Source organism: Candidatus Poriferisocius sp. (assembly GCF_965219815.1).
Lineage (GTDB): Bacteria > Actinomycetota > Acidimicrobiia > Acidimicrobiales > Bin134 > Poriferisocius.
In genome coordinates this window covers 3,409,314-3,421,432 of the sequence record NZ_OZ244791.1, presented here as the reverse complement: position 1 = coordinate 3,421,432, position 12,119 = coordinate 3,409,314, and the positions used below count along the sequence as shown (strand labels likewise).

The window sequence follows — 12,119 nt, the reverse complement described above, 5'->3', positions numbered from 1 at the left end:
CCACAGTACGATGGTCGCCCGCTTCAGCCGGAGGCGGCAGGGCAGGTGAGCACCGGCATTTCGGTGATCGCGTTGAACCAGGCGCTGTACATCGGCGTTGGAGCGTCGGCCAGCGCGATGTCGGGCAGGCGGGTGTAGAGCTCGTTGAGGATGCAGCGGAGCTGGAGCCGCGCCAGGCTGGCGCCCAGGCAGAAGTGGGCGCCCGTTCCGAAGGCGAGGTGCTTGTCGGCGTTCGGGCGCAGGATGTCGAACCGCTCCGGGTCTTCGAACACGTCCTCGTCGCGGTTGGCGGATATGTAGGACATGTAGACCTTGTCGCCTTTGGCGATGTCGGCGCCGCGGAGGGTTACGCTCTCGGTGGCTGTGCGGCAGAACTGCATGACCGGAGGCGAGAACCGGAGCACCTCTTCGATGGCATTGGGCAGCCGGCCCTCGAGGTCTTCGAGCAGCAGCGCCTTCTGGTCCGGGTGCTCGTCCATGAGCCTAACGAAGTGGGCGGTGGTGTTGCGGGTGGTCTCGTGGCCCGCGATCGACAGGGTCTGGAAGAACTGGGTTATCTCGCCCTCGGCGAGTTTGCGGCCGTCCACCTCCCCGTGGACGTACTTCGAGACCAGCGTGTCGTCGGGGGCGTCTTTGCGGGTCTTGACGATGTCGTCGAGCAAAAGGAACAGGTTGATCTGATCCTCGACGAAGTTCTCGTTGAACTCGAAGCTGGCGGTGGCGTTGCCCAACTCGAGGTACTCGTTGCGCCGGTCTTGGGGCACGCCCATCAACTCGCACAAAAGGATCATGGGCAGCTCTGCGGCCACCTCGAACACGAACTCCGCCCGGTCGCGCTCGGCCAGCTCGCCGATCACCTTGGCGGCCTCCTCGCGGATGTGGGGTTCCATCGCCGCCACCGACCGGGGGGTGAACCCCGGCTGGACCAGTCGCCGGAACTGGGTGTGCTGGGGCGGGTCCATGCCCATCAGGCCCGCTCGCTGCGCGGCGAGGGCCATCGGGCTCTGCTTGACGTCGATCCACAAGATGGCGTTCTCCCAACACGAGAAGCGCTCGGTGTCCTTGGACACTGATGCCACGTCTTCGTACTTGCTCAGCACCCAGAAGCCGCAGGGCTCGTAGTTTTCCACGTCTCGCAGGACGGCACCGTCCACCGGGGGCGGGTTCCAGAACACCGGCGCCTCCCGCCGAAGCACCGCGAGGTACTCGAAGGGCACGCCTCCTGCCTTCACCATGTCGCCGCTGCTGGCGAGGTTGATGTCACCGGGCTTGAGGGTCATGGGCTTCTCCTATCTGGCTTCTTGGTCTTCTGCCGCTGCGGTCAGGAATGCGGCGACAGTTCTGTTGAGGTCGTAGTCGGCGGTGTCGATTTCGGCGAGGCGGTCGTAGGCCTCGGCCATGTCGTCGGCTCGCTGCTGGGCGTAGGCGCGGGCGTGGTAGTGGGTGGGGATCAAGAAATGCCCCTCCGCTATGCCGTCGAAGGCGCGCTGGGCCACGGTTTCGGCGCTCATGCCCATCTGCTCCATGAACACCCCTGCGCCCGGGTCGCTGTCGGCGTTGCCGCCGTATTGCTGGGGGCGCTGGCGGGTGGCGTTCCACAGCTTGCTCACGGTGAGACCGGGGCAGACCACGCTGATCCCAACGTGGCCGGGCAGCTCGGCTCGCAGCACGGCGCACATGCCCAGCACCGCGTGCTTCGATGCGGTGTAGGCGCCCGAGTTGGCGTGGGGAACGCCCACGGAGTGCTCCGAACCGGTGGCCATGAGCCAGCCCTGCTCCTGGCCGTCGGCCATGAGCCGGCCGAAGCTCTGGAGCGTGTTGATGGTGCCCAGCACGTTGACCCTCACCACCCACTCGGCGTCGCTCGAAGCGGTGTGGAGCAGCGGCGCCATAGCCGACATCACCCCGGCATTGGCGCAGACCAGGGCGGGGACGCCGTGTTCGGCGGCGACGGCCTGGGCCAGCTCTTCCACGGCTGCCGCGTCGGTCACGTCGCACTGGCGGGCCGCCGCGGCGCCGCCCTGGGCGGCGATGCTCTCGGCCACCGCCTGGGCGTCCTCGAGGTCTACATCTGAGACCGTGATGTGGCCGGCGCCGCGGTTTGCGGCCTCCAGGGCCAGCGCCGCCCCGATGCCGCTGCCGCCGCCGGTGACCACCACCGGCCTTCCCTTGATTTTCGCTCCCAAAGCCCCCTCCTGTTCTGCTTGTGTCAATTGGGTCGAGCGGCCCGGGCTTCGATCTGATCCAATACCGGCAGCAGGTACCGCACGAATGCCTCGGGGTTCTCCTGCATCGGGAAGTGCCCCACGCCGGCCATCTCGGTGTGGGTGGATCCGGCGATGGCCAGATGCGCCTCCCGGCCCGCCTCGACGGTTCCGGTGTAGTCGTACTCGCCGTTCATGATGTGTACCGCGGTAGTGCCGGTGTCGATGTCGCCGGCCCGGTCGCGGATGTCGTAGTCCTCCATGTAGTAGAAGAGGTCGCCCAAAAACGAGGGCGGCCAGCCGGAGGAGTACACCTGCGACACCTCTTTCACATAAGGCAGGGGCGAGGTGGGCGAGCACAGGCCCTCCATCATCCGGGCCTTGGAGTGGTTGCTCACCTGCGGGTGCCAGAAGCCGAAGAATTCGTCCCGGTTGCCGCCGATGTGCAGCGCCCCCTCGAGGGCGATGACCGCTTGGAACTCGCCGGGATGGCGAAGCGCCAAATCCAGGGCCAGCAAACCGCCCACCGAGCAGCCCATGAACACCGGCCGCTCCAGCCCCAGCGCTTTGGCCAGGGCCAGGGGCACCTGTCGCAAGAACTCCCCGCGCAGCTCGTAGCTTTGCTCCCACCACCGCTTTTGCACCGGCGGCACCGATTTGCCGTGGAAGGGCAGATCGTAGGCCACCAGGCGGAAGCGGTCGGTGATCTCGGCCACCTCGAACAGGTGCCGGTACTGGATGCTGTCGGCCCCGGCGGTGTGCTGGCAGAGCAGGGGGATGCCCGAGCCCGCCTCCTCGTAGTAGACGCGGTGGTCGAGCCCGTCGATCTCAAGGTGGATGTAGCGGCCCACCGGGCTGTCGTGGCGGGGCATGGGGCCGCTCTCGTCCACCTCTGTTGGGCGGTCGGCGCCGGGCGCCCGCAACAGCTCGCTGGCCCGCTCTACCGCGGGCAGGTACTGCCACAGCAGCAGCGGGTTGGTTTGGCCCCGCTGAAGGCCCATCTCGCCGAGGGCCAGCATCACCGAGATCTGGGCGAACCGGGGCGGCACGGCCTCCATCAGCGGCGCCCACAGCTCCGCCGGCCCTGCGATGGTGATCACCCCGTTGCCTTCGGCAGGCACACCAGCGCTGATCTCCCCGTCAGCGACGGTGAAGCCGGTCCACACCTCGCCGATGCCCAACCGCAGCCCGCCTGTCCAATGGCGGACTGCCATGCGCATTTCGCCGTCTGCGGCACAGGCCGCCGCGAATTCAACGGGGTCGGGGGCGGTAACGGTCATCGTCAAATTCAACGGGGTCGGGGGCGGTCATCGACCTGCGAGTTCGGGGGTTTCTGGGGCACTGTCGAGCGATGGCCCTGTCACACAATGTCCAGGGTGGACAAGAACGCGGTGGCTACCGCCATGTCGCCCTCTACCTCGCATGCGGTGTGCCACGCAGAGCGGCCTGTGCCCCACGACACGAAGTCTACCGCCGTCGAGGCCACCACCACCTCTGCGCCCCCGCCGGATTCCACAACTAGCCCGCCCGCCGCATCGGGCCGGCGCACCGTCCACTCGCTCTCGCCGGGACCGGTCAGGCGGATGGTTACGGGCGCCAGCAGGGAATCGTCCAGCTCGGGGCCCTGCATCTGGGGCAGGCCCCACATCATCCACTGCACCACCGGCAGCATCTCCTCGTGGGTGGGCGCTGGCAGTTCCCGCTGGATCGGGCCTGCGGGAGCGGCGATGTCGTGGTAGAGGTGGCAGAAGCAGTCGAAGGCCAGCCCGTTGGCCGCGGCGTGCATCGGGTAGGTGCCCAGCCCGGGTATCTCGATCTCGGTGGAGGCCAGCGGCTCCTCTTGAAGCCCCGGCAGGCGCTCCAGCCGCTCGGCGCCGAACTGCTCGAACTCGCCCATCACTTCGGCGATGGTCCAGCTTCGGCGAATGTCCACATGCACATCGTGCTCCCGCTCTCGGTTGGCGGGCAGCGGCTGCCTGTCTTCGGGCACCGGTAGCGGGTCGATAACGTTTCGGGCACCCGCTCCGATATGGGCGATCACATCTCGCACCCGCCAGCCCGGACAGGCCGAAGGAGCTAGCCACTCGGCATCCGAGAAGGTTCGGGCCACCTCGACGATCCTGTTGTGAAAAGCCCCCAGCGCGGTAACACCCTCAACGGTCACCGGCCCATGCTTGACCGCGAATCACCCCCTGTCAAGAGGATGGGCCGCGAGGTTCATGGTGGCTGCTTGTTGTGGAGGGGCTTGGTTGTTAGCGTCGGGCGGTGATGGGCGAGCCTGATTTCGACAGCTTTCCGGTAGTCGTCCACGGCCACCAGTTCGAGGACTTTCCCGAGGGGCGGGAGTTCGCCCACCACTGGGGCCGCACGATCACCGCTGGCGACAACGCCCTGTTCTCCACGGCTACGTGCAACTGGAATCCGATGCATTTGAACGCCGAGTTCGCCAAGGCGCACAGCCATCCCGATGTGGTGGTCAACCCGATGCTGGTGCTGTGTACGGTGGTCGGCTTGTCGGTGGAGGACCTGAGCGAGATCGGCGGCCCCTTTCTGGGCATGGAGAACGTGAGATTCCACCGCCCGGTGTATCCGGGCGACACGCTCACGGCCTCCTCCAAGGTGGTTGAGGCCCGCGAGTCGAAGACCCGACCCCACACCGGGATCGTCACCTGGCACACCGAGGCCCACAACCAACACGGCGAGCTGGTGGTCGACTACCAGCGCACCAACCTGGTGGCCAAAAGGCGCCCCCCAAAGGGCGACTGAAGATGCCCCGCGCCCTGGTGGACCCGCGTCCCCCGATCCCGGCGCCCTACCGCACCGACGAGCGGACAGCGATCCAGGAGATGGCCCGCGACTTCGCCATGAGCCGGGTGCTGCCCATCGCCAACCGCCTCGACCCCGAGCACGGTCTCATCCCCGACGAGCTGCGCGCCGAGATGGGCGAACTTGGGTTCTTCGGGGTCATGGTGCCGGAGCCCTACGGGGGTCTCGGCCTCGGCGTGTTCGAGTATGCCCTGATCACCGAGGAGCTTTCCCGAGCCTGGATGAGCGTGGCCAGCATCATCGCCCGCGCCGGGATCGCCCTCTCGCTCGACCCCGCCCAGCGGGAGCAGTACCTCCCGCTGGCCGCCAAGGGCGATTGGCTGGGCTGTTTCGCCATGTCGGAGCCCGGCGCCGGCTCCGACATCGCCTCGATCCGCACCCGGGCCGACAAAACCGAGGGCGGCTGGCTGCTCAACGGCCAGAAGATGTGGTGTACCTTCGCCGACCAGGCCGACTGCATCCTGGTGGTGGCCCGCAACAAGCCCTACGACCCCGACAACCGCCACTCCGGGATCCGCCAGTTCGCTGTCCACAAGGCGCCGGGAGCATTCCCCGAAGGGGTGTCGGGCAGCTCCATCAGAAAAATCGGCTACCACGGCTGGCGCACCTTCGAGCTGTCGTTCGACGACTGCTTTGTGCCCGACGACTGCCTGATCGGCTACCAGAAGGCCGAAACGGCCGACGACATCGGCTTCAGGCAGACCGCAGCGGCCATGGCCACGCCCCGCATCCACACCGCGGCCCGGTCGATCGGCCTGGCCCGGGGCGCACTGGAGGACTCCATTGCCTACGCCCAGCAAAGAGAGCAGTTCGGCCGCCCCATCGGTGACTTCCAGGTGACCCGCTTCAAGATCGCCAAGATGGCCTCGGAGATCGAGGCCTGTCGGGCCCTGATGTACCAGGCTGCGGCCGGCGCCGACGCGGGGGAGAAGCCCGACATGGCGGCGGCGATGGTGAAGTATCTGGCCGCCGAGATGTCGGAGAAGGTGACCTCAGAGGCGCTCCAGATCCACGGCGGCGCGGGCTACACCACCGACTTCCCCATCGAGCGCTACTGGCGCGACGCCCGACTCACCAAGATCTTCGAGGGAACCAGCGAGATCATGCAGCGGATCATCTCCGACCACCTGCTCCCCCCATCCCCGCTGCGCTAGAACAAGACTATGAGCGATCTGTCCTCTCTAACCGGCTCGAACAACTACTTCGAGGACTTCGCGGTGGGCCAGCGGATGCGCCATGCCCGCTCGGCCACCATCGACGAGGTGGAGAACAATTACATCTCCAAGCAGGTGATGAACACCGCTCAGACGCATTGGAACGAAGAGATATTGGCTGGCTCCCCCCTGGGCGACGGCCGCCTTGTGTTCGGACTCATCACGGGGTCGATGGCGGTGGGGCTCGCCAGCCAGGACACCGCCGAGAATGCCTTGGGCGAGCTCGGGCTCGACGCGGTGCGGTTCTCCAAACCGGTACACCACGGCGACACCATCACCGCCTACACCGAGGTGTTGGATACCGCCGATGCCCCCGACCGCGACGACTCCGGTATCGTGCGGTTCAAGCACTGGGGGTGCAACCAGCACGGCGAGGTGGTGTGCGAGTTGGAGCGCCTGGTGCTCATCAAGCGCCGCAGCCACTGGGGGGCGGCCATTCCCGAAACCGAAACCGAGACCAGGGAGGTCCAATGAGCAGTTATGAGCGCCAGATGCCGGTGCGGGTGCGGCGCTCGGAGCTGTCCACTCCGGGGCACTCCGAGAAGATGATCGCCAAGGCGGCGCAGAGCGATGCGGACATGGTGTTCTTGGACCTTGAGGACGCGGTGGCCCCGTCGGCCAAGGTGGACGCCCGCCAGAACATCGTCGCCGGGCTCAACGAGTTGGACTGGGGCGACAAGATCCGCTCCTACCGCATCAACGGCGTTCACACCCAGTGGTGCCACGACGACATCGCCGAGGTGGTGACCGGCGCCGGAGCCAACATCGACGTGATCATGGTGCCCAAGATCAAAGGCCCCCGCGAGGTGTGGTTCGTGGACGACATGTTGACCCAGCTCGAGCTCAAGCTGGGCCTCGAGGTGGGCCGGATCGGCATCGAGTGCCTGGTGGAGGAGGTAGAGGCGATTCAGACGGTGGACGAGATCGCCCGGTGCAGCCCTCGCCTGGAGGCTCTCACGCTGGGGGTGGGTGATTTGTCGGCCAGCCAGGGGATGCGACTTGGCCACATAGGGGTGACCGACGGCGACGCCGCCCTGCGCTATCCGGGCGATGTGTGGCACTACGCCCGCACCCGCATGGTCGTGGCCTGCCGGGCCGCGGGCATCGACGCCATCGACGGGCCGTACGCCAACTTCACCAACCCGGAGGGCTATGAGAAGAGCGCAGCCACGTTCTCGATGCTCGGCGGCGTGGGCAAGTGGTGCATCCACCCCAGCCAGATCGAGGTGGCCAACCGTGTGTTCGCCCCAACCCCCGAGGAGATCGCCGAGGCCCAAGGGGTGATCGACGCCGTCGCCCAAGCCGAGGCCCAGGGACTAGGCGCGGCCAACTACAAGGGTCTGATGATCGACGCCGCCACCACCCGCCTCTTCGAAGTCACCCTCAACCGAGCCCGCCAATGCGGCCTCATCGGCTGACGGGGCCGATTCGCAGGATGAGGTCGCCTTCGGGTGGGCATTCGCCGTGGGGTTTGCGGCTGTTTCAAAATTAGATCTTGAATCAGCCGTGTTTGTCTAGATCTAGAGCGCGACGTGCGAACGCTGCGCAACGTGGGCGATCTCTCATTCGCAGCACGCGGCTACACCGCATCCCCAGAGGCCATCGACGGCAACCAAGGGCTATTTCAGGCCGCGGGCCCGAGCACAGCTGGACGGATATGTCGAGCGCCTTGTGGAGCATGATAGCGACACTGTGCGGGTGTGACTTCAGCGGTAGAACTGGATATGGAACACCGCGTCTTGTGCTGGCTTGATGTGGTGGTGGATGTCGGGGGGTATGGGGGTGCGCTGTCCTGCCGTTACGTTTACGTTGCGCGACGCCTCGTCGGTGAACTGCACCGAGCCTTCCTCCACTACCAACTCGGCCCACACCGAGGTGAGGTGGGAACGACCGAGCGCAGGCGGCATGGATTCTGCTGTGAAACTAGGGGTGCGCCGGGCCGGAACCGCTGCTGGCGGCACTTCGAATCGCTCCGTCGTCACGACAGACATCGCCTCCCGTGTAGGGACAAAGCAACAGGATAGATCAGTGGGAAGTTCCATACCGGAGCACGCCGCCCCCTTGGCAGGCGGCGGTTCGCGGTGTGTGGTTTCCGGGGTCGTCTAGGGTGGGGGCGAGTCAGGGGGTCGGGGGTTTTGGGCAGGCGCAGGTGGACGGCGGTCGATATGCCTGGGCTGGGGGGCAAGGTGGCGGTTGTGACCGGCGCGAGCTCGGGCCTGGGCCTCGAGACGGCGTTGCAGCTTGCCCGGCGCGGTGCGCTGGTAGTGGTGGCCTGTCGCGACCTTCGGCGCGGTGCCGCTGCCGCCGAGGCCATCGGCGCAGCGGGCGGTCGCGGCGATGTGGATGTCGCCAGGCTGGACCTGGGCGACTTGGACTCGGTGCGCGAGTTCTCGGACTGGTGCAGCGGCCGCTTTGAGCGGCTAGACCTGCTCGTCAACAACGCGGGCGTCATGGTGCCTCCGGCGTCGAGCACTGCGGATGGCTTCGAGCTTCAGTTCGGCACCAACCACCTCGGGCACTTCGCGCTCACAGCCCGGCTGATGGGCCTGCTGCGAGCCACTGCCGACAGCCGGGTGGTCACCGTGTCCAGCCACGCCCACCGCATGGGCGAGGTCTGCTTCGACGACCTCCAGTGGGAATCGCGCCCCTATCGGGCTGCGGCGGCCTACGCGCAGAGCAAGCTGGCGAACCTGTTGTTCTGCTTCGAGCTGCAACGGCGCATCGACGACGCCGGCATTGAGATGCTGTCGGTGGCGTCGCATCCCGGCTTCACCCGCACCGGCATCCTGCGCCACAGCCGAGTCCTCAAGGTCTGGAACCCGCTGTTCGCCATGCCAGTCCCGCAGGGAGCGCTGACCACCCTGTTCGCGGCCACTTCCCCCGACGCCGAGCCCGGCGGCTACTACGGCCCCAACCGCTGGGGACAACTGCGCGGCCACCCGACCCGAGTGAAGCCCTCGGCAGCCGCGAAGAACCGGGAAACGGCCACACGGCTCTGGCAGGTGTCCGAAGAACTCGTCGGCCTGCAATGCCTCCCCCAATGACAAGCCCGCCCCGTCGTCCAAGCCGAGGCCCAGGGCTGGGGCGCGGCCAACTACAAGGGCATGATGATCGTTGCCACCACCCGCCTCTTCGAAGTCACCCTCAACCGAGCCCGTCAATGTGGCCTCATCTGATTTATTCGACTTGGTGCTCCGTCAGTAGAGCTTTTCTCGGTTGGCATTTTGTTCGTCGCGGTCGATGGCCTCGGCGTCGGCTCCGGCGATCTGCTCGGCCAGCACTTGGCCATAGGTGGGATAGCTGGAGCGGTCGATCTGGACCTCGGGGTCCCATAGCCGGGAGCGGAGCAGCGCTCGTCCGCAGTGCAAGAACGCGTCCTTGACGGTTATTTTGAGCCCCGATTTCGGCGCTCGGCTGCTTACCGAGAGCGGGGCCAAGACCTGCTGGTCGGTGACGATCTCCGCTGAGCCGCATACCCGCAGCGTCTCGTTCATGCCGGGTACGAGGAACAGCAGGCCCACAACAGGGTGGTTCAGGATGTTCTGCATGGTGTCGACTTGGTTGTTGCCGGGCCGGTCGGGCAACAACAGGGTGTGCCTGTCGACGACCTTCACGAACCCGGGCGGGTCGCCCCGGGGCGAGGCGTCGGCTCGGCCGTCTGCGCCGGTGGAGCTGATGACACAAAACGGCGACATCTCGATGAACCTGCGGCAGTGGGCGTCCAAATGGTCGAGCACCTTCTGCGAGGCCCGCGGCAGCGGCTCTGAGTAGACATCCCGCAGTTGAGAATAATCCGACATTCCTGGTTGGGATTCGATGGCAGTCATAGAGTTGAGTCCCCTGCTGAATATACCGCCCAATATACACCGCTGCCGATTGGGGCGGGTCTCAAGAGAAGTCGCTTACCGTGACGTGGACGACGCCGAGGCCATCAAGCTCAGCAATCAGTGCAACGACTACCGGCGGCACCTCATCGACCATCAGCGGGTGATACGCCTACAACGGGCCAGGCCCAAGGAAACCTCCAAGGGCATAGTCCAGATGCTGAGGATCAGCGAGAAGGCCGTTCGCAAGGTGCTGATCGAAGAAGGTATTTGGACCCCCCCGCTGCCAAGGACGAGCCGCCGAGAACCGAGTTCGGGCGAAAGCAGGGCAACAGGTGGATGGCCTCGATCAGCGGCGAGGTGGCCGACTCCTTCGAGCCTGTCGCCAAATCGCTTGGCATCTTGAAGCTGCACGAAGCCGCGGCCCACGTTCTCGCCCAAGCCGCTGACGCGCCGGCCGACGGCAAAAAAGAGATGACTATCAAGCTCACCCAATAGCCGACCTGGACCCCACAAGCCGGGAGCCCTCGCCAAACGCCGAGGGCTCCCGGCTGGTGGGGGCCACGCGGTCGATCCGCTTATGGGTGGCTTGGCGGGTGAGCCCGGTTTGCTCTGAGAGGAACAGGATTCCGGTTTGCGGGGCCAGCTCGGCCATGAGCTAGCTAGCCAGCTCCGACCATTGGGCCATCATCTCGCCCAGATCTCGCATTCGGGCCAAAACGGCCCCTAGCTGATCCATCAGCGGCTCATCGTCCCAAATGACTATCGGCCGATCCTGGAGCTTGGGGGAAGCGGAAACCATGTAATCAAGGTGGGAAAAGGCCGTAGAGCGCCGCAGGCCCGGAGGCCGCGCCGGGAGGCCTTGGCGGCCATAGAATCGAGCCCTGAGGGCGCCGTGCCCGATGCCCCGGAGCTGGAGGCCTCACAGCTCTTTTCTGGCCGCCGGGCAGCCCGGCGTCACCCGATACCGTGTCCGCATGGCTGTTACCAGCGTTCCCAAAAGCTGGCTGCGGGAGTGGCGGCGCGCTCAGTTGCTCTCAATTTTCTTCGCTTCGGTGGTGATGATGAACGGCATTTGGGCCCTGGTTTTGTGGACGCCGTTTGATTGGTACGATGCTGTGATTTTTACCGGTCCCCCAGTGGGGTCGTTTGTGGGCGTGATGGCCATGAGCAAAAAGGCGGCCTTACGACACTTGCAAATGTTCTCCGATTTTGGGATCGAGCCCGAGAGCCCTGAGACGTTCGTGAAGTCTCCCCGCGCCATAGCCTGGAGACGCGCCAGGGCTAGGAGAACGGATTGAACCCCTGCCCGCGGCGCTTCCCACGACGCTTCCGCTCGCGTTGAATGCCGAACCCCGCCAGAACCGCGCAAACGCCGAGCGCGACTAGAAGCGTCAGCCACAATGGCACTCCCCATTTGCGGGCGTAGATGGCACTTCCCGCAACAGCGCCGTAAAGCAGCCAGGAAATTGACAGGTTGCGCCATAATTCAGTTTTCGAGCGCGCAACCGTTTGGGGGGTATGCATATATGCCCCCGGCTCCGAGAGGGTCAGATTCTCGGCCGGTTGCTCGGCGGTATCGGCCGGACCGCTGCGGTGGGGCGGGGCATGATCGCTCACGCCCCCACCCCCCACCAGCGCTCCCAAGCTCGAGCGCCTGGGCTTGAGATTTCAGGGCTGCTCTCTCCTATCACCACTTCTGCCAGCTTGGCTGCGCGGTTCACAACGCTTCGGGCCATGCCCCCACTGTAGGGGAGCGGGCGGGCCGGGGCCGCTGGCTGGCCTAGGGGTCGGGGCGGCCGAAAAAGTTGATGTCTTCGCGGTCGCTTTCGAGCGCGGAGAAGCGATGGCTCAACCATTTCCCGGCACGGAAAGCCAAGTAGGGGGTGGCAAAAAGGCCGACGAGAAAGCCGAAGGCAAAGATTGGGGCAGGGAGGCCCAAAGCGAACAGCCAATCAAAGAGATTATCAGCCATCACCACGACGACGACGCCGGGTGGGTAAACGTACCACGGAGGTTTTTTGCGGTTCTTCCAGAAGCCCGACACAGCC

General features: G+C 65.9%; 17 protein-coding genes. 7 read left to right on the top strand and 10 right to left on the bottom strand.

What is annotated here, in order from left to right:
• Positions 1-23 precede the first annotated feature (23 nt).
• From ACOQPI_RS16395 to ACOQPI_RS16380, 4 genes are all read right to left on the bottom strand, one after another.
• Entirely contained in the window at positions 24-1,280 is a 1,257-nt protein-coding gene (locus tag ACOQPI_RS16395; RefSeq protein WP_420620687.1) for a cytochrome P450, read from the bottom strand.
• Positions 1,281-1,289: 9 nt separating this feature from the next.
• Positions 1,290-2,186, bottom strand: a complete 897-nt coding sequence (locus ACOQPI_RS16390) for an SDR family NAD(P)-dependent oxidoreductase (RefSeq protein WP_420620686.1) — start codon at positions 2,184-2,186, stop codon at positions 1,290-1,292.
• A 23-nt stretch (positions 2,187-2,209) separates the two neighbouring features.
• Positions 2,210-3,484 carry an alpha/beta fold hydrolase gene (locus ACOQPI_RS16385; protein ID WP_420620685.1) on the bottom strand — a complete coding sequence of 425 codons (1,275 nt, stop codon included), beginning with the start codon at positions 3,482-3,484 and terminating at the stop codon, positions 2,210-2,212.
• Between the two features lie 80 nt (positions 3,485-3,564).
• A complete protein-coding gene (locus ACOQPI_RS16380) occupies positions 3,565-4,368 on the bottom strand; it encodes a maleylpyruvate isomerase family mycothiol-dependent enzyme (RefSeq protein WP_420620684.1) in 804 nt (267 codons plus the stop codon).
• A gap of 104 nt (positions 4,369-4,472) precedes the next feature.
• On the opposite strand from ACOQPI_RS16380, the gene ACOQPI_RS16375 reads away from it, so the two are divergent.
• From ACOQPI_RS16375 to ACOQPI_RS16360, 4 genes are read left to right on the top strand one after another with little or no spacing between them, the layout of a single operon-like run.
• Positions 4,473-4,970 (top strand): MaoC family dehydratase, encoded by a 498-nt coding sequence (locus ACOQPI_RS16375; RefSeq protein ID WP_420621055.1) that lies wholly within the window; start codon positions 4,473-4,475, stop codon positions 4,968-4,970.
• A 2-nt stretch (positions 4,971-4,972) separates the two neighbouring features.
• Complete coding sequence (locus ACOQPI_RS16370) at positions 4,973-6,184, top strand: acyl-CoA dehydrogenase family protein (RefSeq protein WP_420620683.1); 1,212 nt, start codon at positions 4,973-4,975, stop codon at positions 6,182-6,184.
• A 9-nt stretch (positions 6,185-6,193) separates the two neighbouring features.
• Entirely contained in the window at positions 6,194-6,718 is a 525-nt protein-coding gene (locus tag ACOQPI_RS16365; RefSeq protein WP_420620682.1) for a MaoC family dehydratase, read from the top strand.
• Positions 6,715-7,662, top strand: a complete 948-nt coding sequence (locus tag ACOQPI_RS16360; RefSeq protein WP_420620681.1) for an HpcH/HpaI aldolase/citrate lyase family protein — start codon at positions 6,715-6,717, stop codon at positions 7,660-7,662. The genes ACOQPI_RS16365 and ACOQPI_RS16360 overlap by 4 nt, the downstream gene beginning before the upstream one ends.
• A gap of 288 nt (positions 7,663-7,950) precedes the next feature.
• Here the strand turns inward: ACOQPI_RS16360 and ACOQPI_RS16355 are convergent, their stop codons facing one another.
• Entirely contained in the window at positions 7,951-8,235 is a 285-nt protein-coding gene (locus ACOQPI_RS16355; RefSeq protein WP_420620680.1) for a DUF1971 domain-containing protein, read from the bottom strand.
• Positions 8,236-8,325: 90 nt separating this feature from the next.
• On the opposite strand from ACOQPI_RS16355, the gene ACOQPI_RS16350 reads away from it, so the two are divergent.
• On the top strand, positions 8,326-9,288 hold the full coding sequence (locus ACOQPI_RS16350; RefSeq protein WP_420620679.1) for an oxidoreductase: 963 nt from the start codon (positions 8,326-8,328) through the stop codon (positions 9,286-9,288).
• 153 nt (positions 9,289-9,441) lie between these two features.
• On the opposite strand, the gene ACOQPI_RS16345 is transcribed toward ACOQPI_RS16350, so the two are convergent.
• A complete protein-coding gene (locus tag ACOQPI_RS16345) occupies positions 9,442-10,044 on the bottom strand; it encodes a pyridoxamine 5'-phosphate oxidase family protein (protein ID WP_420620678.1) in 603 nt (200 codons plus the stop codon).
• A gap of 363 nt (positions 10,045-10,407) precedes the next feature.
• Between ACOQPI_RS16345 and ACOQPI_RS16340 the strand changes: the two genes are divergently transcribed.
• Positions 10,408-10,566 carry a hypothetical protein gene (locus ACOQPI_RS16340; RefSeq protein ID WP_420620677.1) on the top strand — a complete coding sequence of 53 codons (159 nt, stop codon included), beginning with the start codon at positions 10,408-10,410 and terminating at the stop codon, positions 10,564-10,566.
• Here the strand turns inward: ACOQPI_RS16340 and ACOQPI_RS16335 are convergent.
• Both ACOQPI_RS16335 and ACOQPI_RS16330 read right to left on the bottom strand, forming a co-directional pair.
• On the bottom strand, positions 10,556-10,723 hold the full coding sequence (locus ACOQPI_RS16335) for a hypothetical protein (RefSeq protein WP_420620676.1): 168 nt from the start codon (positions 10,721-10,723) through the stop codon (positions 10,556-10,558). The genes ACOQPI_RS16340 and ACOQPI_RS16335 overlap by 11 nt on opposite strands.
• 3 nt (positions 10,724-10,726) lie before the next feature.
• The gene (locus ACOQPI_RS16330; RefSeq protein WP_420620675.1) at positions 10,727-10,870 is read right to left on the bottom strand and encodes a hypothetical protein; all 144 of its coding nucleotides are present in this window, start codon (positions 10,868-10,870) and stop codon (positions 10,727-10,729) included.
• 175 nt (positions 10,871-11,045) lie between these two features.
• On the opposite strand from ACOQPI_RS16330, the gene ACOQPI_RS16325 reads away from it, so the two are divergent.
• Positions 11,046-11,369, top strand: a complete 324-nt coding sequence (locus ACOQPI_RS16325; protein WP_420620674.1) for a hypothetical protein — start codon at positions 11,046-11,048, stop codon at positions 11,367-11,369.
• Here ACOQPI_RS16325 and ACOQPI_RS16320 read toward each other — a convergent pair.
• Positions 11,353-11,688 carry a hypothetical protein gene (locus ACOQPI_RS16320; RefSeq protein ID WP_420620673.1) on the bottom strand — a complete coding sequence of 112 codons (336 nt, stop codon included), beginning with the start codon at positions 11,686-11,688 and terminating at the stop codon, positions 11,353-11,355. The genes ACOQPI_RS16325 and ACOQPI_RS16320 overlap by 17 nt on opposite strands.
• A 163-nt stretch (positions 11,689-11,851) precedes the next feature.
• Positions 11,852-12,115, bottom strand: coding sequence for a hypothetical protein (locus ACOQPI_RS16315; RefSeq protein ID WP_420620672.1), 264 nt, complete (start codon positions 12,113-12,115; stop codon positions 11,852-11,854).
• Positions 12,116-12,119: the final 4 nt, after the last annotated feature.

Bases quoted from the DNA above. Each gene is read 5' to 3' on its own strand.
- ACOQPI_RS16395 (WP_420620687.1), bottom strand. From the start codon at position 1,280: ATGACCCTCAAGCCCGGTGACATCAACCTCGCCAGCAGCGGCGACATG.
- ACOQPI_RS16385 (WP_420620685.1), bottom strand. From the start codon at position 3,484: ATGACCGTTACCGCCCCCGACCCCGTTGAATTCGCGGCGGCCTGTGCC.
- ACOQPI_RS16375 (WP_420621055.1), top strand. From the start codon at position 4,473: ATGGGCGAGCCTGATTTCGACAGCTTTCCGGTAGTCGTCCACGGCCAC.
- ACOQPI_RS16370 (WP_420620683.1), top strand. From the start codon at position 4,973: ATGCCCCGCGCCCTGGTGGACCCGCGTCCCCCGATCCCGGCGCCCTAC.
- ACOQPI_RS16365 (WP_420620682.1), top strand. From the start codon at position 6,194: ATGAGCGATCTGTCCTCTCTAACCGGCTCGAACAACTACTTCGAGGAC.
- ACOQPI_RS16360 (WP_420620681.1), top strand. From the start codon at position 6,715: ATGAGCAGTTATGAGCGCCAGATGCCGGTGCGGGTGCGGCGCTCGGAG.
- ACOQPI_RS16355 (WP_420620680.1), bottom strand. From the start codon at position 8,235: ATGTCTGTCGTGACGACGGAGCGATTCGAAGTGCCGCCAGCAGCGGTT.
- ACOQPI_RS16345 (WP_420620678.1), bottom strand. From the start codon at position 10,044: ATGTCGGATTATTCTCAACTGCGGGATGTCTACTCAGAGCCGCTGCCG.
- ACOQPI_RS16340 (WP_420620677.1), top strand. From the start codon at position 10,408: ATGGCCTCGATCAGCGGCGAGGTGGCCGACTCCTTCGAGCCTGTCGCC.
- ACOQPI_RS16335 (WP_420620676.1), bottom strand. From the start codon at position 10,723: ATGGCCGAGCTGGCCCCGCAAACCGGAATCCTGTTCCTCTCAGAGCAA.
- ACOQPI_RS16330 (WP_420620675.1), bottom strand. From the start codon at position 10,870: ATGGTTTCCGCTTCCCCCAAGCTCCAGGATCGGCCGATAGTCATTTGG.
- ACOQPI_RS16325 (WP_420620674.1), top strand. From the start codon at position 11,046: ATGGCTGTTACCAGCGTTCCCAAAAGCTGGCTGCGGGAGTGGCGGCGC.